The 26,812-nt window shown below is 70.2% G+C and carries 24 protein-coding genes and 1 tRNA gene; 15 read left to right on the forward strand and 10 right to left on the reverse strand.

The window, feature by feature from the left end:
- Window positions 1-76 precede the first annotated feature (76 nt).
- The gene (locus tag ABZ576_RS16515) at window positions 77-430 is read right to left on the reverse strand and encodes a MerR family transcriptional regulator (RefSeq protein WP_360740709.1); all 354 of its coding nucleotides are present in this window, start codon (window positions 428-430) and stop codon (window positions 77-79) included.
- A 380-nt stretch (window positions 431-810) separates the two neighbouring features.
- On the opposite strand from ABZ576_RS16515, the gene ABZ576_RS16520 reads away from it, so the two are divergent.
- The 3 genes from ABZ576_RS16520 (at window position 811) to ABZ576_RS16530 (ending at window position 4,325) form a co-directional block, all read left to right on the forward strand.
- Window positions 811-1,185 carry a hypothetical protein gene (locus ABZ576_RS16520; protein ID WP_360740711.1) on the forward strand — a complete coding sequence of 125 codons (375 nt, stop codon included), beginning with the start codon at window positions 811-813 and terminating at the stop codon, window positions 1,183-1,185.
- Window positions 1,186-1,898: 713 nt separating this feature from the next.
- Complete coding sequence (locus ABZ576_RS16525; protein ID WP_360740713.1) at window positions 1,899-2,765, forward strand: potassium channel family protein; 867 nt, start codon at window positions 1,899-1,901, stop codon at window positions 2,763-2,765.
- Window positions 2,766-3,020: 255 nt separating this feature from the next.
- Entirely contained in the window at window positions 3,021-4,325 is a 1,305-nt protein-coding gene (locus tag ABZ576_RS16530; RefSeq protein WP_360740715.1) for an ArsB/NhaD family transporter, read from the forward strand.
- Between the two features lie 20 nt (window positions 4,326-4,345).
- On the opposite strand, the gene ABZ576_RS16535 is transcribed toward ABZ576_RS16530, so the two are convergent.
- Window positions 4,346-4,831, reverse strand: coding sequence for a CBS domain-containing protein (locus ABZ576_RS16535; RefSeq protein WP_360740717.1), 486 nt, complete (start codon window positions 4,829-4,831; stop codon window positions 4,346-4,348).
- Between the two features lie 339 nt (window positions 4,832-5,170).
- On the opposite strand from ABZ576_RS16535, the gene ABZ576_RS16540 reads away from it, so the two are divergent.
- Window positions 5,171-6,049 carry a hypothetical protein gene (locus tag ABZ576_RS16540; RefSeq protein ID WP_360740719.1) on the forward strand — a complete coding sequence of 293 codons (879 nt, stop codon included), beginning with the start codon at window positions 5,171-5,173 and terminating at the stop codon, window positions 6,047-6,049.
- Between the two features lie 685 nt (window positions 6,050-6,734).
- Here ABZ576_RS16540 and ABZ576_RS16545 read toward each other — a convergent pair.
- The 3 genes from ABZ576_RS16545 to ABZ576_RS16555 form a co-directional block, all read right to left on the reverse strand.
- Entirely contained in the window at window positions 6,735-6,929 is a 195-nt protein-coding gene (locus tag ABZ576_RS16545; protein WP_360740721.1) for a hypothetical protein, read from the reverse strand.
- Window positions 6,930-7,115: 186 nt separating this feature from the next.
- Complete coding sequence (locus ABZ576_RS16550; RefSeq protein ID WP_360740723.1) at window positions 7,116-7,334, reverse strand: hypothetical protein; 219 nt, start codon at window positions 7,332-7,334, stop codon at window positions 7,116-7,118.
- Between the two features lie 113 nt (window positions 7,335-7,447).
- Window positions 7,448-7,521 (reverse strand) — tRNA-Gly (locus tag ABZ576_RS16555).
- Window positions 7,522-7,803: 282 nt separating this feature from the next.
- On the opposite strand from ABZ576_RS16555, the gene ABZ576_RS16560 reads away from it, so the two are divergent.
- The 3 genes from ABZ576_RS16560 (at window position 7,804) to ABZ576_RS16570 (ending at window position 9,339) form a co-directional block, all read left to right on the forward strand.
- On the forward strand, window positions 7,804-7,962 hold the full coding sequence (locus ABZ576_RS16560) for a hypothetical protein (RefSeq protein WP_360740724.1): 159 nt from the start codon (window positions 7,804-7,806) through the stop codon (window positions 7,960-7,962).
- Between the two features lie 284 nt (window positions 7,963-8,246).
- Window positions 8,247-8,822, forward strand: coding sequence for a dCTP deaminase (gene dcd, locus ABZ576_RS16565; RefSeq protein ID WP_360740726.1), 576 nt, complete (start codon window positions 8,247-8,249; stop codon window positions 8,820-8,822).
- Window positions 8,823-8,835: 13 nt separating this feature from the next.
- Window positions 8,836-9,339 carry a phosphoribosyltransferase gene (locus tag ABZ576_RS16570; protein ID WP_360740728.1) on the forward strand — a complete coding sequence of 168 codons (504 nt, stop codon included), beginning with the start codon at window positions 8,836-8,838 and terminating at the stop codon, window positions 9,337-9,339.
- Between the two features lie 167 nt (window positions 9,340-9,506).
- On the opposite strand, the gene ABZ576_RS16575 is transcribed toward ABZ576_RS16570, so the two are convergent.
- Entirely contained in the window at window positions 9,507-10,589 is a 1,083-nt protein-coding gene (locus ABZ576_RS16575; RefSeq protein WP_360740730.1) for a YIP1 family protein, read from the reverse strand.
- Between the two features lie 78 nt (window positions 10,590-10,667).
- Window positions 10,668-12,149, reverse strand: coding sequence for an FG-GAP and VCBS repeat-containing protein (locus ABZ576_RS16580; RefSeq protein WP_360740732.1), 1,482 nt, complete (start codon window positions 12,147-12,149; stop codon window positions 10,668-10,670).
- A 469-nt stretch (window positions 12,150-12,618) separates the two neighbouring features.
- On the opposite strand from ABZ576_RS16580, the gene ABZ576_RS16585 reads away from it, so the two are divergent.
- On the forward strand, window positions 12,619-12,945 hold the full coding sequence (locus ABZ576_RS16585; protein WP_356151725.1) for an antibiotic biosynthesis monooxygenase: 327 nt from the start codon (window positions 12,619-12,621) through the stop codon (window positions 12,943-12,945).
- 188 nt (window positions 12,946-13,133) lie between these two features.
- Here the strand turns inward: ABZ576_RS16585 and ABZ576_RS16590 are convergent, their stop codons facing one another.
- The gene (locus ABZ576_RS16590) at window positions 13,134-15,416 is read right to left on the reverse strand and encodes a (Fe-S)-binding protein (protein ID WP_360740734.1); all 2,283 of its coding nucleotides are present in this window, start codon (window positions 15,414-15,416) and stop codon (window positions 13,134-13,136) included.
- A gap of 200 nt (window positions 15,417-15,616) precedes the next feature.
- Between ABZ576_RS16590 and ABZ576_RS16595 the strand changes: the two genes are divergently transcribed.
- The 5 genes from ABZ576_RS16595 to ABZ576_RS16615 all read left to right on the forward strand — a co-directional run bounded on the left by ABZ576_RS16595 (window position 15,617) and on the right by ABZ576_RS16615 (window position 20,889).
- Window positions 15,617-16,642: an MraY family glycosyltransferase gene (locus tag ABZ576_RS16595; RefSeq protein WP_360740736.1), complete on the forward strand. Its 1,026-nt coding sequence runs from the start codon at window positions 15,617-15,619 to the stop codon at window positions 16,640-16,642.
- Window positions 16,643-16,736: 94 nt separating this feature from the next.
- Window positions 16,737-18,581: a molecular chaperone DnaK gene (dnaK, locus tag ABZ576_RS16600; RefSeq protein ID WP_360740737.1), complete on the forward strand. Its 1,845-nt coding sequence runs from the start codon at window positions 16,737-16,739 to the stop codon at window positions 18,579-18,581.
- On the forward strand, window positions 18,578-19,234 hold the full coding sequence (gene grpE, locus ABZ576_RS16605) for a nucleotide exchange factor GrpE (protein ID WP_360740739.1): 657 nt from the start codon (window positions 18,578-18,580) through the stop codon (window positions 19,232-19,234). The genes dnaK and grpE overlap by 4 nt, the downstream gene beginning before the upstream one ends.
- A 33-nt stretch (window positions 19,235-19,267) precedes the next feature.
- Window positions 19,268-20,434 (forward strand): molecular chaperone DnaJ, encoded by a 1,167-nt coding sequence (gene dnaJ, locus ABZ576_RS16610; protein WP_360740741.1) that lies wholly within the window; start codon window positions 19,268-19,270, stop codon window positions 20,432-20,434.
- Window positions 20,435-20,439: 5 nt separating this feature from the next.
- Window positions 20,440-20,889 carry a helix-turn-helix domain-containing protein gene (locus ABZ576_RS16615; RefSeq protein WP_360089474.1) on the forward strand — a complete coding sequence of 150 codons (450 nt, stop codon included), beginning with the start codon at window positions 20,440-20,442 and terminating at the stop codon, window positions 20,887-20,889.
- 62 nt (window positions 20,890-20,951) lie between these two features.
- On the opposite strand, the gene ABZ576_RS16620 is transcribed toward ABZ576_RS16615, so the two are convergent.
- Complete coding sequence (locus ABZ576_RS16620) at window positions 20,952-22,658, reverse strand: PA14 domain-containing protein (RefSeq protein ID WP_360740743.1); 1,707 nt, start codon at window positions 22,656-22,658, stop codon at window positions 20,952-20,954.
- A 294-nt stretch (window positions 22,659-22,952) separates the two neighbouring features.
- Here ABZ576_RS16620 and ABZ576_RS16625 point away from each other — a divergent pair, with 294 nt between their 5' ends.
- Both ABZ576_RS16625 and ABZ576_RS16630 read left to right on the forward strand, forming a co-directional pair.
- The gene (locus tag ABZ576_RS16625; protein WP_360740745.1) at window positions 22,953-24,059 is read left to right on the forward strand and encodes a substrate-binding domain-containing protein; all 1,107 of its coding nucleotides are present in this window, start codon (window positions 22,953-22,955) and stop codon (window positions 24,057-24,059) included.
- 391 nt (window positions 24,060-24,450) lie between these two features.
- Window positions 24,451-25,494: a LuxR C-terminal-related transcriptional regulator gene (locus ABZ576_RS16630; protein ID WP_360740747.1), complete on the forward strand. Its 1,044-nt coding sequence runs from the start codon at window positions 24,451-24,453 to the stop codon at window positions 25,492-25,494.
- A 57-nt stretch (window positions 25,495-25,551) separates the two neighbouring features.
- Here ABZ576_RS16630 and ABZ576_RS16635 read toward each other — a convergent pair whose 3' ends face one another.
- Window positions 25,552-26,562: a helix-turn-helix transcriptional regulator gene (locus ABZ576_RS16635; protein WP_360740749.1), complete on the reverse strand. Its 1,011-nt coding sequence runs from the start codon at window positions 26,560-26,562 to the stop codon at window positions 25,552-25,554.
- Window positions 26,563-26,812: the final 250 nt, after the last annotated feature.

Below are 26,812 nucleotides of genomic sequence, written 5' to 3' on the forward strand. Positions count from 1 at the left end.
TCCGGCTCGGGCCGGGGGGTGCCGCCGTGGAACCGTCGTGGGACCGCGTGTCCGCCGGCGGCAGGCGGCCGTGTGCTCAGGCGGCGCCGGAGCCGGTGGGACTGGCCGCCGCTTCGCCGGCGGCACGCCGGTACTCGGCGTTGATGCGCTGCGCTTCCTCGAGCTGGTCCTCCAGGATGACGATGCGGCACGCGGCCTCGATCGGGGTCCCCTTGTCGACGAGCTCGCGGGCACGGGCGGCGATCCGCAGCTGGTAGCGGGAGTACCGGCGGTGTCCTCCCTCCGAGCGGAGCGGAGTGATCAGACGGGCCTCACCGATGGCCCGGAGGAACGCCGGGGTGGTGCCGAGCATCGCGGCTGCCCGGCCCATCGTGTACGCGGGGTAGTCGTCGTCGTCCAGACGATCGATCAAGGGGTTGTCCGATGTCATGTCACCTCGCTGTGCAACGCGTCGAGGGGCCCTGGTGCCGTACGGCACCAGGGCCCCGAAGGAAATTCAACACCATCTGTCGGCCCTACTGCTGTGCCGACCTTCTGTTTCCGCTACCCGGCCCAGCAGGGCGGAGCGGGGGTTCTCAGCTGCCTGACCGGGGACCACCATCCCTTCCGGGGTCTTGCGGTTGCCGATTGGTGCTCCATCCATCCGCCGGTCCGCTGCCGGCGGCTCTCGTTCGACCGTCTCTACGGGATAGAGCGTACCCACGTCGGGGACGAATTTCTACTCTGGCGGCAGTAGATTTCAGTCTCCCGGCGCAGCGGGAAGTCTCCCGCGGACAGCACCCACCGGTGGGACGAATAAGCTCCGCTGTCATGTCGAATCCTGATGAGCTGCTCGTCGCCATCTCTGCGGCCGTGGAGTCCGAGCGAAGCAATCAGATGGCGCTGACCGTGGTCGTCGGCGGTGCCGTCATCACCGGCCGACTGGCTCCCGAGGCCGTCTGGCGGGAGCGGGTGGCCGAGGTCCTGAAGGACTCGGACCGCCTCGGTGCGTTCTCGGACATCTTCGCCCGCGGCTCGCGGACCAAGAGCTCCGGTCGCAGCGAGGCGCCCACGCACCTGCACTTCCATCTCGCCCGGATCCTTCAGGGAAGCCTCGGCATCCCGGAGACGGGCGGCATGTACCGCGTCGCCATCAAGGACGTCAGCGCGTGGACCGTGGGGGACATCAGCTACTCCGACCAGTGAACCCCCCTCACCGCCCGGCCGCACCCGGCCGGCGGCCCGCGTGGGAACGGCGCTCGGGCACATCCTCTCGCGTGCGCCGCCGCGGGCCCGGACGACCCCGTTCGTCCGGGCCCGCGGCGCAGCGGCGCAGGCGGCTCGGAAGAGCCCCTTCGTCCATCCCCCCAGGGGGTCCTGCTCGACGGTGTTCAACTGCCCCTGGCCGAGGGTCGGCTGGGAGCCCGTGTGGACGGCCTGCCGGGGGCAGGCGTCCGCGACCCGGCGCACGGTGACCCCGCCGCCCTCGGCGGGCTCCACGAGGGGGACACCCCAGTGCCCCGTGCCGGCGCCGCCCGCCACCGGGAGCCCGCCGTCCGGGGTCGCCACGGCCTGCCGTGACGTCCTGACCGGCAGCGTCCGCGGCGCGGAGCCGTCGGCGCACGTCGGCGCATGGATCCGGCAGCCGCTGCCCGACCCGGCCGAGTGGACCGGCGGGGCGGCCGGAGCCGGCGCGGACCCGGCCGACCGGATCACCCGGGACGAAGTCGGTGTGCCGCCGGAACCGGAACCGGCCGTCACCCCCCTCCGGGGCGCGGTCGCCGCCGGCCGAGTCCGCCGGATGACGGTGTCCAGGGCCCTGGGCCGGTCCGATCGGTGGGGTGCGGCGTGGCGAGTGCCGCTGTCCGGGCGGGGGCCCCGCCATGCTGGGTCCGAGGCACGTGTGCCCGGGAGGTCCGATGGAATGGCTGGTCACGCTGATCGGCGCGGTGCTGGTGCTGATCATCCTGCGGGACGTGTTCCACACGCTGTGGCATCCCACTCGGCACGGTGGCCTGAGCAGGTTCGTCATGACGCTTCTGTGGCGGCTGTCCACGCACAGCCGCCGGAGCAGCAAGGCCGCCGGCCTGGCCGGCCCGGTCGGCATGGTGACCGTGGTGGCCACCTGGGCCTGCGCCGTGGCCGTGGGCTGGGCCCTGGTGTACTGGCCGAACATGCCGGAGCAGTTCTCCTTCTCCGGCGCATTGGAACCGTCCGAGCACTCCGGGCCGGTGGACGCCTTGTACCTCTCCCTCGTCACGGTGGCGACGCTCGGACTCGGTGACATCGCCCCCTCCGCCGACTGGCTGCGGATCGTCGCGCCGCTGGAGGCGCTGATCGGTTTCGCGCTGCTGACCGCCACCGTCTCCTGGATCCTCGGCATCTACCCCGCTCTGGCCCGGCGCCGGGCACTGGCACTGCGCATCTCCCAACTGCGCCGCTCCGACCAGGCGGCCGGGCAAGTGGACTCGGACGCGGCAGCCGCGCTCCTCGGACAACTCGCCGCCGACATCGCACGCACGAGCGTGGACTTCCTCCAGTACCCCGAGTCGTACTACTTCTACGACGGCCCGGGCGACACCTCGCTGGCCCTCACCCTCGGCCACGCCGCCGACCTCGCAGAGCGGGCGACGCACGCGGGGACCCTCGGCGTCCGGAGTGCCGCGGCCGTGCTCACCACCGCCCTGGACGATCTCGCCACCGTCCTCGACGAGCGGTTCCTGCGCACCGGCGGCCCGCGGCAGCAGATCCTCGCCGCCTACGCCCGCGACCACGGCAGCCGCTGACCACGCGGCACCGAGCGGTCCGAGAGGACCCGCGCCGCGCTCGTACCGGCGGCCCCGGCTCCGGCCTCCGCGCCTGTGCCGTCGTCGCGGACACCACGCCCGCCCCGGTGCACCGTGACCACCGCCGGGAACGGCCAGGCCGACGGCTTCCCCGGAGCCCTCGGAGGGCAGGAGCCCCCGGAATCCCCGGGGCCCTCGGATCCCAGGAGCCCCCGAGCCCCCCGGGGCCTTCGGACGGGAGAGAAGGAGCACCGTATGAGTGACTGGCACAGTTGGGCGGCCGTGGCCGTGTTCGCCGGCGCGTACGTACTGATCATCAGTGAGCGGGTTCACCGTACGGCCGCGGCCCTGGGTGGTGCCGGGTGCATGCTCGCAATCAGCGCCACCGACGACAAGGCGGCGTTCTACTCCGAGCACACGGGTATCGACTGGAACGTCGTCTTCCTGCTGCTGGGGATGATGGCGATCGTCGGCGTACTGCGGCAGACGGGTTTGTTCGAGTACCTGGCGATCTGGTCGGTCAAGCGGGCCAGGGGCAGGCCGTTCCGGGTGATGGCGATGCTGGTCCTCATCACCGCCGTGGCGTCCGCGCTGCTGGACAACGTCACCACGGTGCTGCTGGTCGCCCCGGTCACCCTGCTGGTCTGCGAGCGCCTCGGCCTGCCCGCCGCTCCCTTTCTGATCGCCGAGGTGTTCGCCTCCAACATCGGCGGCACCGCGACCCTGGTCGGTGACCCGCCGAACATCATCATCGCCAGCCGCGCCGACCTGACCTTCAACGACTTCCTGGTGCACCTGGCCCCGATCGCCGCCGTCCTGACCCTGGTCCTGCTGGCACTGTGCCGGGTGATGTTCCGCAAGGCGTTCGTCTACGACGACGAGCGTGCCGCGCAGGTCATGGCGCTGGAGGAGCGGGAGGCCATCCACGATCCGCGGCTGCTGTGGCAGGGCCTGGCCGTCCTGGCCCTGGTCGTGGCCGGGTTCGTCCTGCACCCGGTGCTGCACTACGAGCCCAGCGTCGTCGCCCTGCTCGGCGCCGGCCTGCTCGTCGCCGCCTCCAAGGTGGAGACCCGCCAGGTTTTGGGCGAGGTGGAGTGGCCGACGCTGGCGTTCTTCGCGGGCCTGTTCGTCATGGTCGGCGCGCTGATCGAGACGGGCGTCATCGGTGATCTCTCCCGTGCCCTGGCCGACGCCACCGGCGGCCGGGAACTGGGCGCCACGCTCACCCTGCTGGGCGGTTCGGCCGTGCTGTCCGGCATCGTGGACAACATCCCGTACGTGGCCACCATGGCACCCATCACCGCCGATCTGGTCAAGGACCTGGGCGGCCCGGCCGACGGCCACCACGTCCTGTGGTGGGCGCTGGCCCTGGGCGCCGACCTGGGCGGCAACGCCACGGCCATCGGCGCCAGCGCCAACGTGGTCGTCCTCGGCATCGCCGAACGCAACCGCCAGCCGATCTCGTTCTGGCAGTTCACGAAGTACGGCCTGGTCGTCACGGCCGCCACCGTCGCCCTCTCCGCCCTGTACCTGTGGCTGCGGTACTTCGCGCTCGCCTGAGCCACGCTGGGCCGGCGGGATCAGACCTCCGAAGAACTGCTCGGCGTCTCCGCCCTCCCCAACAACTCGTGCAACAGATGGGAGGCGGTGATGACGCCGAGCAGACGCGTCCCGGCCTTGTCCTTCTCCGCCACCGCCACCAGCGGACTGCGCACCCGGGCCATGAGCGCGGCAACCTCCAGAGCGGTGTCGTCGGGATCGGCGATCGGCGGCGGCGCCGCGCTGCGCGGCAGGCACTCGCCGACCCGCCGCCCGGTCAGCGCCTCGCACAGCCGGTCGGCATGCTGCTCGTCGACGACCGCAGCGAGCGCGGGATCCTCGATGACGTAGTCCGGCACGAGGATCTTGACCATCTGGGACGCGGGCAGGATGGCCTTCGGCTCCCCCCGCTCGTCCAGCACCAGCAACCCCGGCAGCCTGTGCTCGGCCATCAGCCGGGCCGCGTCCAGGGCGTCACTGCCGACGCTTACCGACTCGTACTCCACCGCCAGGTCACGCGCACGCACGATCGGCTCCTCGTCTGAACGGTATCCGCCTCAGCCCAGCCTCGTACGGACCCACCCGCAGCGCCAGACGATCGCGGAACACCCGCACCCTCGAGCACGCGCCCCGCGACACCGGGCGTACCGCAGCGCCCGCCGAAAGCCGCGGAGCCACTCACCGCGACGCAGCGAGGGCGCCCTGCGGCCGACCGTCCCCCATCGCGCTCCGGCACAGCCCGACTGATCACCAACACGCGCGGCACTACGCGAACGACTTCACCGACCTGGAACTGTATGGGTCCGAGGACTGATTAGAGGGATAGTGCAGAAGGCATTGGACATCTACAACGGGACCTATCAGCCATGACGTACAACCTCCTCACCGTGGAGCCTCTGCGCCTCGACACCGTCACAGCGGCACTCGCGCGGTGTCTGAATGTGCGCGAGCAGGAGGTGGACGTCGCCGACGAGGACACCGACCAAGAGCGGCGCAACTGGGACGCCCTGGTGTTCTGCGAAAAGGCAACAGTGCTGGGGGACGTGTCCACGTCCCTCGACATCTACGTCCAGGAGTCCGTGCAGCCACAGCCCAGCGAGCGCCAGCTGGCATCAGCCTTCGCCCAGGTGGCAGGCACCGTCGTCCTCTTTCCCGCCGAGGAAGTGCCGCCGAGCGCGTACTGGCTGGCCACGGAAAACGGGCTGATCACAAGAGCACGCCTGTATGACTCGGACGACGAGGAAACACATTATGTGATTGACAGGGTTGAGGCCCCGGTCAGCCGGCTTCCGCGTGCCACCGTCGCCCGCATCCCCGAAGTGGTCCGCGAACTGAAGATCGACACCCCGGTCAAGGACGTCTTCGCCGGGCATCTGCACCGCATGTTTCCGGAGGAGGTCAACACGCCGGGAACAGCCTGCTGGGAAGCGAGGAGTTCCCTGGGGGCCTGGGAGAAACTCGTCCGGCACATGGAATCCGCATGGGCCCCGTCCGGCTGGTGTCCACCTGATCTCTACCTTGAGCGACTTGAAGCAAGGGACGATCTTGAGCGAGTGAGTGAACAACTCCCCGCGACGGTCTCCGCACTCATGCAGAACGCCCTCGAGTCCTTGGACACCCTCTTTGCCGAGCTGACAGTCGACGACACCGGCGGCTTGCTCCGCAAGGAGCTGCTTCCTGCGGAAGGCGCCGCCTCGGCACACGGGTGGTGGTGGAACCGCCGTCCTGAGCCCCTGCCCTGGTGATGCGGCGGACCGGCCCAGCAGTAGTCCGGCTTGGCCGCCCCCTGTCTGAGGACGCGCCGCATGCGCCATTGGCTTCGAGGAGCGTCGATGGCGCTGCGACGCGGCGCACCACACCCCGAATCAGCCTGGACAAAAAGTGAACCCCAAGTCGCTGACCTGGGGGCTTCTCACCGAGCGGGTGACGAGAATCGAACTCGCGCTCTCAGCTTGGGAAGCTCGGATTTCTTGCGGCGGATGCTGGGCTGACCTGCTGCGGAACGAGGCCGGAGCCTGAAGACCACCGACGCAATTCCCCGGCTTGCCCCGTGAATTGCCGCCTGGCCTGGCACGGTTGTGGCATACCTGCAGGTGGTTCTGACCACACGAACAACGGCGTTGTCAGTGAGGGCTGTTGATTTCCAGGGAAGAGCAGGGCCGGTTCGAGGTTCTCGCTGAAGAGCACTGCGGTCACAGGGGTAGCCGGATAAGGTTCTCCGAACCACTGGGCTTCGGGACACCGCATGGTTCCGCACCCGCACCCCTCACAACGTTTGGATCCGTCGAATCGGGCAGGCTGTTGCGCGGCGGCTTCGCCTTCATCCACGTTGATGGCTGATGGTCGTAATCAACGGTCTATGTGGCTGTCGTTGCCGTCAGGGTTGCCGTCAGCCCTGAACGGTGGCATGGGCGATTGGGCTCCCTGCCTTCAGGTTGCTGAAAGCTCGTCGGCGATGAGGTCCATGAACTGGTCGGGGGTGAGAGTGGCAAGGTCGACGGAGCGGTCTTCGAGCACGAGTCGTGCCGTCGCCTGCTGCGCCCTGAGCTGTTGGGCGCGTTCGATGAGCTCGCCGGCGCGGCGCCGCTTTCGGATACGGTCGGCGATGTCCGCGACTGCGAGCATGGCCCGATGGAATGGACACGATCAGGGACGCCACCGCGACCGGATCGACGCCCTTGGTGTCCGGATCGTTCGCCGGTGCCGCTGTCGGAGCTGGTTCGGGTCGGTAGCCCCAGCTCGAGGTCAACGCGGCGACGCTCTTCCCGGCGGCTTCGGCGTCCGCTCCAACAAACTCGATGATCATGATTCCTAGTTCCCATCGCCAGTGGCTTTCAGTAGCTCATCAAGCTGGTCAACAGCGTCCGCGAAACCGATCTTGGTGGCAGCGGCTCGGCTCGCCTGAAACACCTGCCGGGCCTGCCCGCGTTCACCCGCGGCCAGCAGCGGCAGCGCGACGTTGCCGCCGGCCTGGACGACATGGTCCGCACCGAGCGTGCGAAGCACCACATCGACAAGAGTGCGCACCACAAGGAGAAGCCCACGGGCAGCTAGCCGCCGCTTGTGGTGCGGATGTGGTGCGCGGCCCGTCCACTGGTCCAGACAAAAAACAACCCCCAAGTCTCTGACCTGGGGGTTTTGCATGGAGCGGGTGACGAGAATCGAACTCGCGCTCTCAGCTTGGGAAGCTGATGTTCTACCATTAAACTACACCCGCGTAAGTACGGACGAGCCTTGGAGAGGCCGGTGTCCGGACGCTTGCTCACTTTACATCATCGCGGACCTCCGGTGGTCGAACCCCGGGGGTCTGAGTCTGTTTCAGGGGTGGGATCCGGCTGCGGGTGGCGTGAGTTGGGGCGTACCGTGGGGACGTGGGCGAGGGGTCCGGCGAGGCCGGAGTGCCGCCTGGAGAGTCGTCTCTTTGATCCCGTAATGTGGCTTTTGTCGTCCGGGCAGCAACGCCGGACGAGGCTCTTGGGGAAGGGACTTGAGGGACTTGATGCAACGCACCGTCGTCCGATGCGCGGACGGTCACGTCTTCAGCACCGCTTCGTTCCCGATGCAGCAGGCCGAGCGGCTCGGCCCCGGCCGGCTCGTGCGCTGTCCGCGCTGCGCCCGGCTGCGCAGTGCCGTGCCGGTGATCTTGCAGAAGCGGTGAGCGGCGGCAGCGCGCGGTCAGCGACGAGACGCGTAAGTGACACGCGGTAAGTGGCGAAACGCCGTCAGTGGTGAGAAACCCTGAGTGGTGAGAAACCCGTGAGACGTCCCGAGCGGTGAGACACCGCACGCGGAGCGACACCGCACGCGGTGTGACGCCGTGAGTGGCGGGACGAGGAGCGGTAAGGCAGGGCAAGAGCCACCGGGGGTAGTCGGTGGGTCACCGCGGGCGCGCGGGGTCGTCGTGATTGCGATGGTTCCGCGCGCCTTGCGTATCCTCGCTACGTGCTTCTCTCAGACAAGGACATCCGGGCCGAGATCGACGCCGGGCGGGTACGGATCGATCCCTATGACGAATCCATGGTGCAGCCGTCGAGCATCGACGTACGGCTGGACCGGTACTTCCGGGTGTTCGAGAACCACCGGTACCCGCACATCGACCCCTCCATCGAGCAGGCGGATCTGACGCGGCTGGTCGAGCCCGAGGGCGACGAGCCGTTCATCCTGCATCCCGGGGAGTTCGTGCTGGCCTCCACCTACGAGGTCATCACGCTGCCCGACGACCTCGCCTCGCGGCTGGAGGGGAAGAGTTCGCTCGGCCGGCTCGGGCTGGTCACGCACTCCACCGCCGGGTTCATCGACCCCGGCTTCAGCGGGCACGTCACCCTGGAGCTGTCCAACCTCGCGACGCTCCCCATCAAGCTGTGGCCCGGGATGAAGATCGGCCAGCTCTGCATGTTCCGGCTGACCTCCCCCGCCGAGGCGCCGTACGGCAGTGAGCGGTACGGCTCCCGGTACCAGGGGCAGCGCGGGCCGACCGCCTCGCGGTCCTTCCTCAATTTCCATCGGACCCAGGTGTGAGGGCGACGACGACATGACGGACGCAGACGTGCGGGAGAACCTGACCTACGAGCGGTTCGGGACCGCCATCCGCGAGCTGGCGCAGACCATCGCCGACGACGGGTACGAGCCCGACATCGTGCTGAGCATCGCCCGGGGCGGGGTCTTCGTCGCCGGCGGGCTCGCCTACGCCCTCGACTGCAAGAACATCCACCTGGTCAACGTGGAGTTCTACACGGGCGTCGGCACCACCCTGGAGATGCCGGTCATGCTCGCCCCCGTGCCGAACGTGATCGACTTCTCCGACAAGAAGGTGCTGATCACCGATGACGTGGCGGACACCGGCAAGACCCTGAAGCTCGTGCGTGACTTCTGCCTCGACACCGTCGCCGAGGTGCGCTCCGCGGTGATCTACGAGAAGTCCCACTCCCTCGTGCAGTGCGAGTACGTGTGGAAGCGTACCGACGACTGGATCAACTTCCCGTGGAGTGTCGAGCCGCCCGTGGTCAAGCGGGCCGGACAGGTTCTCGACGCCTAGGGGGCGAGACACCCCCTAGGGGTGTGTCCCAGGCCCCGCGCTCCGGCCTCCGCGTGCGCACGGATGCGGCGACCTTGTCGTGCAGGGAGGGGCCGGGCACGTACGGGGTTGGAGAAGGCCCCCGGCTCGGCAGCCGGGGGCCTTCGCCGTGTGTGGTGGCCGGGAGGCTAGAACGTGCCCAGCTTCACGATCGACAGCAGGGCGACCAGCTGGAGCGCCGAGGCCCCCAGCGCCTTCGGCCAGGGCAGGTCGTGGGAGCGGCGGACCATCATCGTCAGCAGGGCGCCCGCGCCGATCCAGGTGGCCCAGCCGAGCAGCTGGACGAAGCCGGCGTCGCCGCCGAAGAACATGGCGACGATGAGGCGGGGCGCGTCCGTGAGGGCCGTGATCAGCATGGACAGGCCCACCGTGGGCTGCCAGGCGCCGTCGCCGCCGAGCTGGCGGGCCAGGGTGTGGGTGACGACGCCCAGGACGAACAGGCCCAGCACCATCACGACCGCCGTCACCAGCACGATCGGCACCGCGTTGGAGAGCGTCGCGCTGATCGCGTCCTGGCGGGCGCCGTCGAAGCCGAAGACGGCGAGCAGGCCGTAGAGGAAGGTCACGATGAGGGCGGGGGCCCACATCGTGTAGTCCCGCATGCGCAGGAAGGTCTGGTCGGGGGAGAGGACGATCCCCTTCAGCAGTTCCTTCCAGTGCAGGGGCGGACCGAGCGGGGCGGCGGGCTCGGGGGCCGCGCCGGCGTGGTAGGTCGCGCCCTGGGTGTAGCCGGCGGCCTCGTCGATCGAGAACGCCTGGGTGTGGCCCGGGTTGTTGGCCGCGTAGGGGTCGTGCGGACCCTGCCCGGGGCCGGGGTGGCCGCCGTCGCCGAAGTACTCCGGTCCGTCGTCGGCCGGCTGCGGGTACCCGTACTGCTGTCCCGGCTGCGGGTACGGCGGCTGCGGCGCCGACGGGTAGCCGTACGAGGCGCCGCCCTGCCGTCCCCGGGGCGGCTGGCCGTACGGCGGCTGCCCGTACGGCGGCTGCCCGTGCGACGGCCCCGTGGGCCGACCCGGTCCGCGCCCCTGGCCGTACTGCTGCCCGTGTCCGTACGACGGTCCCTGCGGCGCCTGTTGTCCCTGGGGGGTGCGGTTGTCCCGGCCCCCGCGTCCGATCCTGAATCCAGCCACGTCATCGAACGTACCTGGTCCGGGACGCCGACGTGCCGGGCCCGGCGGTCCGGGCCCGGCTTTGCGGCCGACCTGTGACATCCCCTAAGGGACCGTCAGGCGCCGCCCCCGAGGTACCTGGGGGTTTTCCATGGTTCTCCGGGGCGCCGGAGCGCCTGCTCAGTCCGCGAAGACCGCGCCGAACTGCGGGGTGCCGGTGGTGGAGAGGCCCACGGCGGACGCGCCGAGGGAGCGCGAGCCGGTGGTGGTGAGCTTGGTGCCGTTGGAGGGCAGGTAGGTCACGGCGCCGTCGCCGCCGTTCTCGTACGACCCGATCACCAGGTCGGCCCGGCCGTCGCCGGTGACGTCGTCCAGCTTGACGTCGGCGCCGAACAGGTCGGACTTCTCGTCGCTGCCGGGGACGCCCGTGGTGTTCTGGCCGAAGGACTGGGCGCCGGAAGCGGTGTTCACGCCGGAGGCGGAGCCGTACAGGACGGTGACGCTGCCCGCGTCGGTCACGCCGCCGATGTCCTCCTGCGGGCTGCTCACGACGAGGTCCTGGTAGCCGTCGCCGTTGATGTCGCCGAGGTCCAGCTCCCAGCCGAAGGCGTCGCCCTTCTCCGCGGAGCCGGGCACGTTGCCGGTGTTCTGGGTGATGCCGGTGGTGGAGGCCGGGCCGGAGGCGGAGCCGTAGGTGACGTTGACCTTGCCGCCGTCGGCGGCGTAGGGGATGGCGGTGCCGTCGCTGGTCCTGGCGTCCCAGTCGGCGCCGCTGACGATGTCGCCGAAGCCGTCGCCGTTGACGTCGCCGATCGCGGTGATGATGCCGGGCTTGAGGGTCTTGGCCGAGGCGCTGCTCAGGCCGGTGGACGTGCCGGGCAGCCAGTAGTTGGTGTTCCAGCCGTACTGGGTCGAGGTCTCGTACCCGTCCACGACGAGGTCGGTGCGCCCGTCGCCGTTGACGTCGCCGGCGGTGAGGTTGAGCGGGCCGTAGGGGAAGTCGTTGGTGCCCGACCGGATCGGCGGCTTCACGGTGGTCCGGCTGCCGTGGGCGCCCGCGGTGGTGAAGCCGCCCCGGTACAGGTGGAGGGTGGCCGTCGAGCTGCCGACGACCAGGTCGGCCTTGCCGTCGCCGTCGAAGTCGCCGGCGGCCAGGTTCTTGCCCCAGTAGTCGTGGGAGGAGACGGCCGGGTCGGGGACGTCGACGCCCTGGCCGGTCAGGCCGCTCGGGGAGCCCCACAGGATGGCCAGGGCACCGCCGTTGGTGTCGGTGCCGACCTTCTCGCCCGGGGAGCCGACGGCGAGGTCGTCGTAGCCGTCGCCGTTGAAGTCGGCGTAGGCCAGGTCGCCGCCGAACATGTCGCCGGCCTCGGCGGTGCCCGGGACGCCGGTGCTGTTCTGGCTGAGGGTGGTGCGCTCGGCGGAGGAGACACCGGTGGCCGTGCCGTACAGGACGACGACCTGGCCGGCGTTCTGGCGGCCGCTGACGTAGGCGGTGGCCGCGGAGGTGGCGGTGTCGCCGATACCGTCGCCGTTGAAGTCGGCCTTCGCCACCTTGACGGAGTCGGCGGCGGTGGCGGGCTGTGCGGCGAACGTGAGCAGGCCGCCCGTCAGCGCGGCCGCGGTGGCCGTCGCGAGGGCGAGTCGCGGGTGCTTGTGCATGCGGTCTCCTGCGGCATGCGGGGAATGCCCGGCGGGGCATCCACTGGGGATGGGGGGACCGCCCGGGTTCGTCGTGGGTTGTCCCGTCGTTCACCGGGCGGTCGGCGATCAGGAGACCCGTCCGGGGACGCCATGGTTGTACGAGTGTTCGGTAACGGAATGGGATCACCGGGGCCGGTGGGGCCACCGGGGCCCTGGGGCCGGTGGGGGCGCCGGGGCCAGTGGGGCCGGTGGGGTCGGCCAGCGGGCCGGTGGGGCTGCTGGGGCCGGTGGTCCGGCCAGGAGGCGCGGGCCTTCACCGCCGCCCGGGTGACCGTCCGCGACAACCCTCCGCGACAACCCTCCGCGACGACCGCCCGCGACGAGCGCCCGCACTAACCGCTCGCGAGGACCGTCCGCGACGACCGCCCTTCCCCCTTTCCCTCCGGCCCTCCGCCACCGGCCCGGCGGCATGGGCCAGGATGGGTCCATGAGCGTAGTGAAGATCAACGTGCTGACCGTTCCCGCCGAGCAGCGGGAGGTGCTGGAGAAGCGGTTCGCCTCGCGGGCCCACGCGGTGGAGAACTCCGACGGCTTCGAGTGGTTCGAGCTGCTGCGGCCCGTCGAGGGCACCGACACCTATCTCGTCTACACCCGCTGGCGGGACGAGGAGTCGTTCCAGGCGTGGATGGAGGGCCCGATGAAGTCCGCGCACCAGGGCGGCGGCGAGGGCGGCGAGCGTCCGAAGCCGGCGGCCTCCGGCTCCACCCTGTGGTCCTTCGAGGTGGTGCAGCAGGCGGGCCCGAAGGAAGCCTGACGACCCGACGGGCGCCCCCTGCCTGACGACCCGACGGCGCCCCCTGCCCGCGACCCGACGGGCACCCCCTGCCTGACGACACGACGGCGCCCCCTGCCCGCGACCCGACGGGCGCCCCTGCCTGACGACACGACGGCGCCCCCTGCCTGTGCGGGTCAGGGGGCGCCGTCGGTCCTGGGCGGGCGCGGTTACTTCACCGGCTCCGGCTCCGGCTCGCTCTCCGGCTCCGGTTCGCCCGCCGGGTCGACCGGCGTCCGGACGGAGTCGAGCAGCAGCTGGGCGACGTCCACGACCTGGATGGACTCCTTGGCCTTGCCGTCGTTCTTCTTGCCGTTGACCGAGTCGGTGAGCATGACCAGGCAGAACGGGCAGGCCGTGGAGACGATGTCGGGGTTGAGGGAGAGGGCCTCGTCGACGCGCTCGTTGTTGATGCGCTTGCCGATCCGCTCCTCCATCCACATCCGCGCGCCGCCGGCGCCGCAGCAGAAGCCGCGCTCCTTGTGGCGGTGCATCTCCTCGTTGCGCAGGCCCGGGACCTTGCCGATGATCTCGCGCGGCGGCGTGTAGATCTTGTTGTGGCGGCCCAGGTAGCAGGGGTCGTGGTAGGTGATGATGCCCTCGACCGGGGTGACGGGGATCAGCTTGCCCTCGTCGACCAGGTGCTGGAGCAGCTGGGTGTGGTGGATGACCTCGTAGTCGCCGCCGAGCTGCGGGTACTCGTTGCCGAGCGTGTTGAGGCAGTGCGGGCAGGTGGCGACGATCTTCTTCGCCGACTTCGGCTTCGCGGACTCGGCAACGACCTTGCCCTCGTCGTCCAGCTCCTCGCCGAACGCCGTGTTCAGGGCCATCACGTTCTCCATGCCGAGCTCCTGGAACAGGGGCTCGTTGCCGAGGCGGCGGGCGGAGTCACCGGTGCACTTCTCGTCGCCGCCCATGATCGCGAACTTCACGCCCGCGATGTGCAGCAGCTCGGCGAAGGCCTTGGTGGTCTTCTTGGCGCGGTCCTCCAGGGCGCCGGCGCAGCCGACCCAGTACAGGTACTCGACCTCGGTGAGGTCCTCGATGTCCTTGCCGACGACCGGGACCTCGAAGTCGACCTCCTTGGTCCACTCCAGCCGCTGCTTCTTGGCCAGGCCCCAGGGGTTGCCCTTCTTCTCCAGGTTCTTGAGCATCGTGCCCGCCTCGGAGGGGAAGGCGCTCTCGATCATGACCTGGTAGCGGCGCATGTCCACGATGTGGTCGACGTGCTCGATGTCCACCGGGCACTGCTCGACGCAGGCGCCGCAGGTGGTGCAGGACCACAGGACGTCCGGGTCGATGACGCCGTTCTCCTCGGCGGTGCCGATCAGCGGGCGCTCGGCCTCGGCCAGGGCGGCGGCGGGCACCGAGGCGAGCTGCTCCTCGGACGCCTTCTCCTCGCCCTCCATGGTCTTGCCGCCGCCGGCCAGCAGGTACGGCGCCTTGGCGTGCGCGTGGTCCCGCAGGGACATGATCAGCAGCTTCGGGGAGAGCGGCTTGCCGGTGTTCCAGGCGGGGCACTGCGACTGGCAGCGGCCGCACTCGGTGCAGGTGGAGAAGTCGAGCAGGCCCTTCCAGGAGAACTGCTCGACCTGGGAGACGCCGAAGACGTCGTCGTCGCCCGGGTCCTCGAAGTTGATCGGCTTGCCGCCGGAGGTCATGGGCAGCAGGGCGCCGAGGGAGGTCTCGCCGGTGGCGTTGCGCTTGAACCAGATGTTCGGGAAGGCGAGGAAGCGGTGCCAGGCCACGCCCATGTCGGTCTTCAGGGCGACCGTGATCATCCAGATGAAGGAGGTCGCGATCTTCAGGCCGGCGAAGAAGTAGGTGAGGTTCTGCAGCGTGGAGAGGTCCATGCCCTCCAGCCACGACACCACCGGGTAGGAGATGAAGAACGAGGCCTCGTAGCCGTCCACGTGGTGCTGGGCGCCTTCGAGGGCGTGCAGCATGAAGATGCAGACGCCGACGACGAGGATGACGGTCTCGACGAAGTACGCCTGACCGAAGTTGGAGCCGGCGAAGCGGGACTTGCGGCCCGGCTTGCGCGGGTGGCTCAGCTGCCGGACCACGATCAGGACGAGGATGCCGACGATGGTCATCGTGCCGATGAACTCGACGTAGATGTTGTACGGCGCCCACTCGCCGAGGACCGGCAGGATCCAGTCCGCCTGGAACAGCTGGCCGATCGCGTTGACGATCGTCAGCAGCAGGGTGAAGAAGCCCACCGCCACGAACCAGTGCGCCACGCCGACGACGCCCCAGCGGTTCATCCGGGTGTGGCCGAGGAACTCCCTGACCACGGTGATGGTGCGCTGGGTGGGATCGTCGGTCCGCGTCCCGGCCGGCACGGGCTGGCCCAGCCGCATGAAGTTGTAGATCTGGAGGAGGGCGCGGCCGAACAGTGCCACGCCGACCACGATCAGGACCAGCGACACGATGATCGCGGCGAGTTGCATTGGGGCTCCTGAGGCGGCCTCGGTCTGAACGAGCTGTCTGAGCAGGGCTACATTACTAAGCGGTAACTTATGCAGTCCGTCTGAGACTACCCCCATCATCCGTCGGGATGCAGCAGGGCGCGGGGTGATATGGGTCGCCGCCCGGCAATCGGATCGTGTTATTCATACCGAATTGATACTTTCGCCCCTACCTTAGAGCCGTGCTCTACGGGATCGCCGCCGCCTCAGCCGCCCTGCTGCTCACCGCCGTGCTCGCAGCGGCGTTCCGGCTGCCCGCGCTCAGGGCCGGAATCCTGGACCGGCGTCGGCAGCGGCCCCTTCCGCTTCTCGGCGGGCTCGCCGTCGTGGCCGTCACCTGCCTGGTCTCCTGGGTGGGGGAGTGGTCCCGGGTCGCCCCGCTCGGGCAGGGGGTCGGGGGGCTGCTGGCGGCCGCCGTCGGGGTCGCCGTGCTGGGCCTGGTGGCCGATGTGTGGCGGCTGCGGGCGCGCGTGCTCGTCGCCGGTACGGCCGTCGCGGCGGTCTGGGTGGTGCCGTACGACGAGACGGGGGTGCCGGGCGGGCTGCTGGCCGTCGGCTGGATCGTCCTCGCCACACTCGCGTTCAAGGCGCTCGACCACGCCGACGGCCTGGCGGGCACGGTCGGGGTGATCACCGCCTTCGGCGCCGGCGCCTGTGCCGCCGCCGAGCTGATGGACGGGCTCGCCGTACTGCTGAGCGTGGTCGCCGCCGCCCTCACCGGCTTCCTCATGCACAACTGGCACCCCGCGCGGGTCGGGCTCGGCGCCTGCGGCTCGCTGTTCACCGGCTTCCTGCTGTCGTCGGCGGTCGTCTTCACGCGCGCGGGGTACGCGATCGGGCCGAGCGCCGCGGTGGTGTTCTGCCTCGGCGCCGTCGCCCTCGCCGACGCCCTGCTGGTGGTCCTCGTCCGGGGGCTGGCCCGGCGGCCGCTGCTGCGGCGCGGCCCCGACCACCTCGCGCACCGGCTGCGGCGGCTCGGGCTCACCACGCAGGGGGCGGTCGTGCTGCTGGGGGCCGGATCCTTTTCCGCCGTCCTGGTGGGGGTACTGGTGCACACCGGCTGGACCGGGGAGGGGGCCGCGCTCTGGGTGGCCGGTGGGGTGGTTCTCGCGGTGGCCGTGCTCGTCCTCCTCCGTACACCTGTCCAGCAGCCTCGGCGCCCGACGTCGACGCAGGTCAGCGGCCACTTGCGTGTAAGGAACGGATAAGAGTTGAGCCAAGCTGACTCAGGTCTGTTGACCCCGGCGTCCCGCTCGTGCACACTTGAGCCTGTTCCACTCAAGTCAGCTGGAGGAATCAACCATGGCACGTGCGGTCGGCATCGACCTGGGCACGACTAACTCCGTCGTCAGCGTTCTGGAGGGCGGCGAGCCCACCGTCATCACCAACGCCGAGGGTGCCAGGACCACGCCGTCCGTCGTCGCCTTCGCCAAGAACGGTGAGGTGCTCGTCGGCGAGGTCGCCAAGCGCCAGGCGGTCACGAACGTGGACCGGACCATCCGCTCGGTGAAGCGCCACATGGGCACCGACTGGAAGATCCAGCTCGACGGCAAGGACTTCAACCCGCAGCAGATCTCCGCCTTCATCCTTCAGAAGCTGAAGCGGGACGCCGAGGCCTACCTGGGCGAGAAGGTCACGGACGCGGTCATCACCGTCCCGGCCTACTTCAACGACTCCGAGCGCCAGGCGACCAAGGAGGCCGGCGAGATCGCCGGTCTGAACGTCCTGCGCATCGTCAACGAGCCCACCGCGGCGGCGCTCGCCTACGGCCTCGACAAGGACGACCAGACGATCCTCGTCTTCGACCTCGGCGGCGGCACCTTCGACGTGTCCCTGCTGGAGATCGGCGACGGCGTCGTCGAGGTGAAGGCCACCAACGGTGACAACCACCTCGGTGGTGACGACTGGGACCAGCGCGTCGTGGACTACCTGGTCAAGCAGTTCCAGTCCGGTCACGGCGTGGACCTGTCCAAGGACAAGATGGCCCTCCAGCGCCTCCGCGAGGCCGCCGAGAAGGCCAAGATCGAGCTGTCCTCCTCCACGGAGACCTCGATCAACCTGCCCTACATCACCGCCTCCGCCGAGGGCCCCCTGCACCTCGACGAGAAGCTCACCCGCGCCCAGTTCCAGCAGCTGACCGCGGACCTGCTGGAGCGCTGCAAGACGCCGTTCCACAACGTCATCAAGGACGCCGGCATCTCCATCAACGAGATCGACCACGTCGTCCTCGTCGGCGGCTCCACCCGTATGCCCGCCGTCGCCGAGCTCGTCAAGGAGCTGACCGGCGGCAAGGAGGCCAACAAGGGTGTGAACCCGGACGAGGTCGTCGCCATCGGCGCCTCGCTCCAGGCCGGTGTCCTCAAGGGCGAGGTCAAGGACGTCCTGCTGCTCGACGTCACCCCGCTGTCCCTCGGTATCGAGACCAAGGGCGGCATCATGACCAAGCTCATCGAGCGCAACACCACGATCCCGACCAAGCGCTCGGAGATCTTCACCACGGCCGAGGACAACCAGCCGTCGGTGCAGATCCAGGTTTACCAGGGCGAGCGCGAGATCGCGGCCTACAACAAGAAGCTCGGCATGTTCGAGCTGACCGGTCTGCCGCCGGCGCCGCGCGGCGTCCCGCAGATCGAGGTCTCCTTCGACATCGACGCCAACGGCATCATGCACGTCACGGCGAAGGACCTCGGCACCGGCAAGGAGCAGAAGATGACCGTCACCGGCGGCTCCTCGCTGCCGAAGGACGAGGTCGACCGCATGCGCGAGGAGGCCGAGCGCTACGCGGAGGAGGACCACAAGCGCCGCGAGGCCGCCGAGTCCCGCAACCAGGGCGAGCAGCTGGTCTACCAGACCGAGAAGTTCCTCAAGGACAACGAGGACAAGGTGCCCGGCGAGGTCAAGACCGAGGTCGAGGCCGCCGTCGCCGAGCTGAAGGAGAAGCTCAAGGGCGAGGACACCGCCGAGATCCGCTCCGCCACGGAGAAGGTCGCGGCCGTCTCGCAGAAGCTGGGCCAGGCCATGTACGCCGACGCCCAGGGTGCCCAGGCCGCCGGCGGCGCCTCCGCCGGTGCCGGTGAGACCAAGGCCGACGACGACGTCGTCGACGCCGAGATCGTGGACGACGAGCGCAAGGACGGTGCCGCGTGACGGAGGAGACCCCGGGCTTCGAGGAGAAGCCCGACGTCCCCTCCGGCGCCACCTCCGACGACGCCGAGCCGAAGGCCGCCCCCGAGGAGGGGGCGGCCCCGGCCGGGGACGCGAACGAAAGTGCCGGTCTTGTCGCCCAGCTGGACCAGGTGCGCACCGCGCTGAGCGAGCGCACGGCGGACCTCCAGCGCCTCCAGGCCGAGTACCAGAACTACCGCCGCCGCGTCGAGCGCGACCGGGTCGCCGTCCGGGAGATCGCCATCGCGAACCTCCTGACCGAGCTCCTGCCCGTGCTCGACGACATCGGCCGCGCGCGCGAACACGGTGAACTGGTCGGCGGCTTCAAGTCGGTGGCCGAGTCGCTGGAGACGGTCGCGGCCAAGATGGGGCTCCAGCAGTTCGGCAAGGAGGGCGAGCCCTTCGACCCGACGATCCACGAGGCCCTGATGCACTCCTACGCGCCGGACGTCACCGAGACGACCTGCGTGGCGATCCTCCAGCCCGGGTACCGCATCGGCGAGCGCACCATCCGCCCCGCGCGGGTGGCCGTCGCCGAGCCGCAGCCCGGCGCGCAGGCCGCCAAGGCCGAGGACGCCGAGGAGAGCACCGCGGCGGCCGACGAGAAGGACACCGGTGGCCCGGACGAGGGCTGACGGACGGACTGAGGGGAAGGAGGGACGTCGGGGATGAGCACCAAGGACTTCATCGAGAAGGACTACTACAAGGTCCTCGGCGTCCCCAAGGACGCCACCGAGGCAGAGATCAAGAAGGCGTACCGGAAGCTCGCCCGCGAGTTCCACCCGGACGCCAACAAGGGCAACGTCAAGGCCGAGGAGCGCTTCAAGGAGATCTCCGAGGCGAACGACATCCTCGGTGACCCCAAGAAGCGCAAGGAGTACGACGAGGCCCGCGCCCTGTTCGGCAACGGCGGCTTCCGCCCCGGACCGGGCGGGGCCGGCGGCTCCTTCAACTTCGACCTGGGTGACCTCTTCGGGGGCAACGCCCAGGGCGGAGGCTTCGGCGGCGGCATCGGTGACGTCTTCGGGGGCCTGTTCAACCGGGGCGGCGCCGCGGGCACGCGGACCCAGCCCCGGCGCGGCCAGGACATCGAGTCCGAGGTCACGCTGAGCTTCACGGAGGCCATCGAGGGCGCCACGGTGCCGCTCAGGATGTCCTCCCAGGCGCCCTGCAAGGCGTGCTCCGGCACCGGCGACAAGAACGGCACACCGCGCGTGTGCCCGACCTGCGTCGGCACCGGGCAGGTGGCTCGGGGCTCCGGCGGCGGCTTCTCGCTCACCGACCCCTGCCCCGACTGCAAGGGCCGCGGCCTGATGGCCGAGCACCCCTGCACGGAGTGCAAGGGCAGCGGCCGGGCCAAGTCGTCCCGGACGATGCAGGTCCGCATCCCGGCGGGGGTGACCGACGGCCAGCGGATCCGGCTGCGCGGCAAGGGCGCGCCCGGCGAGCGGGGCGGCCCGGCCGGCGACCTGTACGTGGTCGTCCACGTCGGCGAGCACCCGGTCTTCGGACGCAAGGGCGACAACCTCACCGTCACCGTTCCGGTGACGTTCGACGAGGCGGCCCTCGGCGGCGAGGTGCGGGTGCCGACCCTGGGCGGCCCGGCCGTCACCCTGAAACTGCCCCCGGGCACGCCGAACGGCCGTACGATGCGGGCTCGTGGCAAGGGCGCGGTCCGCAAGGACGGCACCCGCGGCGATCTGCTGATCACCGTGGAGGTGCGTGTCCCCACGGACCTGTCGGGGAAGGCTCGTGACGCGCTGGAGGCGTATCGCGAGGCGACCGCGGGCGAGGATCCGCGGGCGGAGCTGTTCGAGGCCGCGAAGGGAGTTTGAGAGAGATGGACGGCCGTCGACGTAATCCGTATGAACTGACCGAGGAAACCCCGGTCTACGTCATCTCGGTGGCGGCCCAGCTCTCCGGACTCCACCCGCAGACGCTGCGCCAGTACGACCGCCTGGGCCTGGTCTCCCCGGACCGCACCGCGGGCCGGGGCCGCCGTTACTCGGCCCGCGACATCGAACTGCTCCGCCAGGTGCAGCAGTTGTCGCAGGACGAGGGCATCAACCTGGCCGGCATCAAGCGCATCATCGAACTGGAGAACCAGGTCGCCGCGCTCCAGTCCCGGGTCGCGGAGCTGCAGGCGGCCCTGGACGGCGCGGCGGCCGCGATGCAGCAGCGCGAGGCCGCGGTGCACGCCTCCTACCGGCGCGACCTGGTCCCGTACCAGGAGGTCCAGCAGACCAGCGCGCTGGTGGTGTGGCGGCCGAAGCGGCAGCAGCAGGACTGACCCGGTCCGAGTGGAACGGGAAGGGGCCGGCGGGAGCGATCCCGCCGGCCCCTTCCGCGTGCTCAGGGCGCCAGCACGGCCCAGTCGCCGCCCGGCGCGGACTCGGTGCCGTCCGCGGCCAGCGAGGTCACCCGGTAGAAGTGGGTGGTGCCCGTGGCGGCGGCGGTGTCCCGGTAGGAGGTCCCGGTCGTCTCCGCGAGCCCCTCGTAGGCGCCGGTGCCGCGGTTCCACCGGTAGATCCGGTAACCGGTGGCGTCGGGCACCGCGTTCCAGCCCAGCGTGACCGGCGCCGTGCCGTCCTCCCCGGTGGTCGCCGTCACGTGGACCGGCGAGCCCTCGGGCGTGGGCACGCCCGGCGTCATGTCCAGCTCGGTGGCGACCACGGCCTCGGCCGGGCCGTGCCACTTGACCGCCGAGTTGCCCTCGTCGTCCACGGCGTCGACGAAGAAGCACGCTTCGCCGCCGTCCGGGAGCGTGGTGAGGGCGTGGGAGGTGGCGGTGGGCGGGACGTACTGCGTCGCGAGGCCGTAGCAGACCCGGTCCTCCTCGTCGCCGACCAGCTCGCCCCGGTGGACCGTGTAGTACTTCAGGTCCGTGGCCGGGTTCGCGTCCCAGTCCAGCCGGAAGCCGTACTCGGTCGGGGTGGCCTTCAGGCCGGTGACGGGCGCCGGCGGGTCGTTGTCCCAGATCCTGCCGCGCTGCGGCGCGGACGGGGCGGACTCGTTGCCGGCCGCGTCGACGGCCGACACCCGGTAGTGGTAGACGGTGCTCTCGGCGGCCGTGGTGTCCAGGTAGGCGGGCTGCTGCGTGGTGGCGAGCCCGGTGTAGACGCCGTTCTCGGCCGGTGCCCGCCAGACGCGGTACGACACCGCCCCGGGGACCGCTCCCCAGGCGACCTTCAGTCCGCCCGTACCGCCCTGCGCCGTCACCTCGCCGGTCGCGCTCGTGATGGCGGGCACGGCGGGCGCGACCCGGTCGACGGTGGTGACGGCCTGGTCGGCCGTGCCCGCGGACTCGTTGCCGGCCCGGTCGTAGGCGCGGATCTCGTAGTAGTAGGTCTCGCCGGTCTTCGGCAGGGTGCTGTCGGTGTACGACGTGCCGGTGGTGGCCGCGAGCGGCGTGCCGCCGAACGGCGTGCCCTTCAGGCGGCGGTGGACGCGGTAGCCGGCGAGGTCCATCTCCTTGCTCCTCGCCCAGTCGAGCCTCGTCCTGCCGGTGGTCCGGTCGTAGGAGACCGAGACCCCGGTGGGCACCAGCGGCCGGACCTGGTCGACGTCGGCGCCGGTGCGCGGGGCGTAGCCGAAGGAGACGGACGCGCCGCCGGTCCAGTTGGCGTAGTCGACGCGCAGGGTGTGCCGGCCGGACGGGACGGTGACGTCGACCGTTTTGGTCCGCGCGCGGGAGACGTTCTTCCACAGGTCGATCCGGCGGGTGCCGTCGAGGTAGACGCGGACGCCGTCCTCGGCGGTCGCGGTGAGGCTGAAGGGCCCGCCGGAGCCGAAGTCGCGGGTGACGGTCCAGCGGACGCCGAAGTTGTCCTTCGGCAGGCCCGTGGCGGGCGCGCCGGTGCCCCACGACTCGCTGACGCCGCTGTCGCAGTCGGTCTTCTTCGGGGTGCCCGAGAAGCCGGTGTTCGCGAAGAACTGCCGGGTGTAGACCGGTGAGGCGCAGCTCGCGGTGGCGGAGGCGGGCGGGGCGACCGCGCCGAGCAGGGCGCCGGAGGCGGCGAGTACGACGGCCGTGGCGGTCGTACGTCTGGCTGGGTTCATTCGGTCCTCTGATCGATTTCGTGACGCGGCCCGGGGCCGCGACGAGCACGACTCGCGGTGAACCGGGGTGGTTGTACGGATCTTGGCCGAACCGCGAACTCCTGCCGGATGGACGGCCCGTAAAGGGTATTTGAAGGGGGTTTCGCGTGACCTTCACAGTGCAGCTGAGCGTGGTGTTGCGCACTCGTTAAGTGATTCTTCTTGACGCCGGGTGCGGCCTCCGCGTTGTCTTTTCAGACACCTGGGTCGTAAAGCAGCACCCACGTCCGGAACGCACCTGAAGTGAGCCCCCGAATGCGTCGTATCGCCTTGTCCGTGGCCGCGTCCACGATGACCCTCTCGCTCGCCGGCTGTGGCGTGCTGAACGCGACGGGGGACGGGGCGAGCGCAAGCCCGACCAAGGGCAACGACGTCACCGTCGGCCTGCTGCTGCCGGAGAAGGCGAACACCCGCTACGACAAGTTCGACTACCCCATCATCAAGAACAAGGTGGCCGAACTCACCAAGAAGCAGGGCAAGGTCGAGTACGCCAACGCGGACGCGAGCGCCACCCGGCAGGCCGAGCAGCTGCAGAACATGATCGACGACAAGGTCGACGTCATCCTGCTCGACGCGGTGGACGCGCACGCCGTCGCCGCGGGAGTGAAGAAGGCCAAGGAAGCGGGCATCCCGGTCATCGCCTACGACCGGCTCGCCGAGGGCCCGATCGACGCGTACATCTCCTTCGACAACGAGCTGGTCGGCGAGGTGCAGGGCCGCACCGTGCTGGAGGCGCTGGGGCCGGACGTCGACACCTCCGACAAGATCGTCATGATGAACGGCTCGCCCACGGACCCGAACGCCCGGCAGTTCAAGGAGGGCGCGCTCTCCGAGCTGAACGGCAAGGTGACCATCGCGGCGAGCTACGACACCACCGACTGGAAGCCGGAGAACGCCGAGGCCAACATGGCCAAGGCGATCGCGTCGATCGGCAAGAGCAACATCGCCGCCGTCTACTCCGCCAACGACGGCATGGCGGGCGGTGTCATCAAGGCGCTGAAGGCGGCCGGCGTCACCGACCTGCCCCCCATCACCGGCCAGGACGCCGAACTCGACGCGGTGCAGCGGGTGGTCTCGGGTGAGCAGTACATGAGCGTCTACAAGTCCTACCCGGACGAGGCCGAGGCCGCCGCGCAGATGGCGGTCATGAAGATCCAGGGCAAGGACATCCAGTTCGACGCCCTCACCCAGGACCGGGTGGACAGCCCCACCGACAAGGACATCCCGGCCCGGCTGGTCCAGGTGACCGCGCTGACCAAGCGCACCATCAAGGACACGGTCGTCGCGGACGGCATCTACAGCGTCGACGCCATCTGCACCGCCAAGTACAAGGCGGCCTGCGCGGCGATCGGCCTGAAGTAGGCTCAGCGCCCCTGGCGGCCCCTTCCGGCGGCTCCCCGCCGTACCGGGCCCCTGGCGGCCGCTTCCGGCGGCTCCCCGCCGTACCGGGCCCTGGCGGCCGCTTCCGGCGGCTCCCCGCCGTACCGGGCCCCTGGCGGCGCCTTCCGGCGGCTCCCCGCCGTACCGCGCCACCCCCGTGGGCGCGGTACGGCGGCGGCCCCCCGCGACGCCGGGACCCCGTCACCCCACGCCGTCAACTTGGTGTGCTGCGGAGGGTGGAGCGACGTCACAAAAACCCGGGCATAGCAGCGGTTTTCGAGGGCCGGCGCGGCAGGAGCCGTGTTGCGGACCCGGTCGGCGCCGCGCATAGTTGCGCTGCGGAAGTGGCAGCACACCGGGGGTGGAATGGGCGATGGCCGGGCACGGGGCGGAGGAGCATCCTCACGGTGCCGACCGGCTGTGCGAGGCCGGGGACCGTGTCTATTCCCGTGCCGTGCGCCGGGGACGGGTACCGCGCACGGACGCCGAACCGGTGCCCTGCCTGCTGGAACTGGCTCTGCTGCACCCGGATCCCGACGACATGGACTGGCTGGTGCCGACCTCCCCGCAGGAGGTCATGACCCGGCTGCTGCGCGGGGTCTACGACGAGGTCAGTGAGAGCCAGCGGCGGGTGGGCTCGGCGGTGGCCGCCTTCGAGTGGTACGCGGGCCTCGGCCGTCAGCCGCAGACCCTGGCGCTGCCCACCGAGGGCACCGCGATCCGGGTCCTGGACGGACTCTCCCGCATCCAGGCCGCGATGGACGAGGCGACCGAGGCGTGCACCACCGAGGTGCTCACCGTGCAGCCGGGCGGCATCCGCCGGGAGGCGGAGCTCACCGAGGGTCTGCACCGGGCACTGGCGCTGCGCGGCCGGGGCGTGCGCATGCGCGACCTCTACACGCACGTGGCCCGGCACGGCCAGGGCCTGCTCAACTACCTGGAGCTGATGGGCGAGGCGGTGGAGGCCCGCACCCTGGACGAGGTCATCGACCGGCTCATCCTCTTCGACCGCACGGTGGCCTTCATCCCCGCCAACTCCGACCGCACGATGGCCCTGGAGCTGCGCCACCCGGCCCTGGTCGAGTACCTGGTGACGGTCTTCGAGCGGCTCTGGCGCCTCGCCATCCCGCTGACCGCTCCGCTGCCCGACACCGGCATCGAGGGCATCTCGCACCGCGAGCAGTCCATCGCCGCGCTGCTCGCCGAGGGCCACCAGGACGCGGTGATCGCCGAGCGGCTCGGCATCAGCGTCCGCACCTGCCGGGCCCACATCGCCCGCCTGTCGGAGACGCTGGGCGCGGCCAGCCGTACCCAACTCGGGGTCCGGATCGCCCAGGTGGGCCTGGACGGCCACCGTCCGCCGGTGCCGAGCAGCGCCCTCGCCGGCCCGGACCAGAAGAGCCCGGGCGTCCGGTGAGACGTCCGGGCCGAGCCCGGGGCGGGTCCTCCCGTGGCCCGGGACCCGGTCACCGCCTCACTGCTCGCGGTCGAGGATCCCGGACTGGGCGATGAGGTAGCCGAGCTGGGCCCGGCTGCCGCTGCCGAGGGCCTGGGCGAGCTTGGCGATGTGGGCCCGGCAGGTGCGGACGTTCATGCCCAGACGGCGGGCGATGGCCTCGTCCACGTGCCCCTCCACGAGGAGTTTGGCGATGGAGTGCTGGATCTCGGTGATGCCGTCGGGCGCCGTCTCGTAGGGGGCGCCGGCGCTCAGCGGCACCGCCCGGTCCCACATGAACTCGAACACCTTGATCAGGTAGCGGACGAGCCCCGGGTGCCGGAGTTCGAGGGCGACCTGCCGGTCGTCCCGGACCGGGATGAAGGCCACGGTCTCGTCGCAGATGATGAGCCGCTCGACGAGTTCGTCGATGGTGCGGTACTCCGCCTTGCCCTCCGTGAACTGGTCGACGTAGGCGAGCCGTTCGGGGCTGTAGCGGGCCGTGTGCTGGTAGAGCGTGCGGATCCGGACCCCGCGTTCGATCAGCGGCTTGTCCCGTTCCAGCCCCTCGACCAGCCGGCGTTCGGGGTGGCGGGCGCTCGGCTGGACCGTGAGGACCTCCTTCTGGCACTGGGCGGTGGCCAGGTCGAGGGCCGTGTTGATGCGGTCCAGGCCCTCCAGCACGGTGAGGGAGTGGGTGCTCGCCGTCACCTGGGTACTGAGGTCCATGAACGGCTCGAATGCCTCGGCCAGTTCGGTTGACAGCCGTCGGCGCTCGGTGATCTCGCGTTCCAGGGGGTTGAGCCGCTGGGAGAGCGCGACCGACGCCGGTACGGGCCGCAGCCAGTCGGCGTCGTCGGGGTCGGGGTGGAGGAGGGCGAACTCCATCAGGCAGGGAGCGGCCGCCACGTCCGCGCGCGGAACACGCCCCATGCGCAGAGCGTTCGCGTAGAGGCGGCTTCCTTCCTGACAGAGTTCCGTCAAGGCATGGGGATGTGTCTCGTTAGTCCGATTCGTTGCCAAATCTCCACCCCCCAGGGTCCTGAACATGCAGGAACATGATGCACTGATTGTGTGGTCATGACGTGTCCGAATGAGCCATCGTCTTATCCGACGGGGGAAGAGGGGACCTTCAAGTGAGGACGAAGCCGACTATGCGTAAGAGAATGCTTCGCTCGGTGCTTGTCGCCGCCTTCTCCGCCGTTGTGGCCTTCGGATCGCTGATTGGCCTCTCTGGCGAGAAGGGTGACGTTCGAGCGGACACCGTCTGGTCTGTTACGGCTCCGGTCGCCGCCGGTGA

The sequence above is a fragment of the Streptomyces sp. NPDC013455 genome (genome assembly GCF_040632975.1).
In the GTDB taxonomy this organism is placed as follows: domain Bacteria; phylum Actinomycetota; class Actinomycetes; order Streptomycetales; family Streptomycetaceae; genus Streptomyces.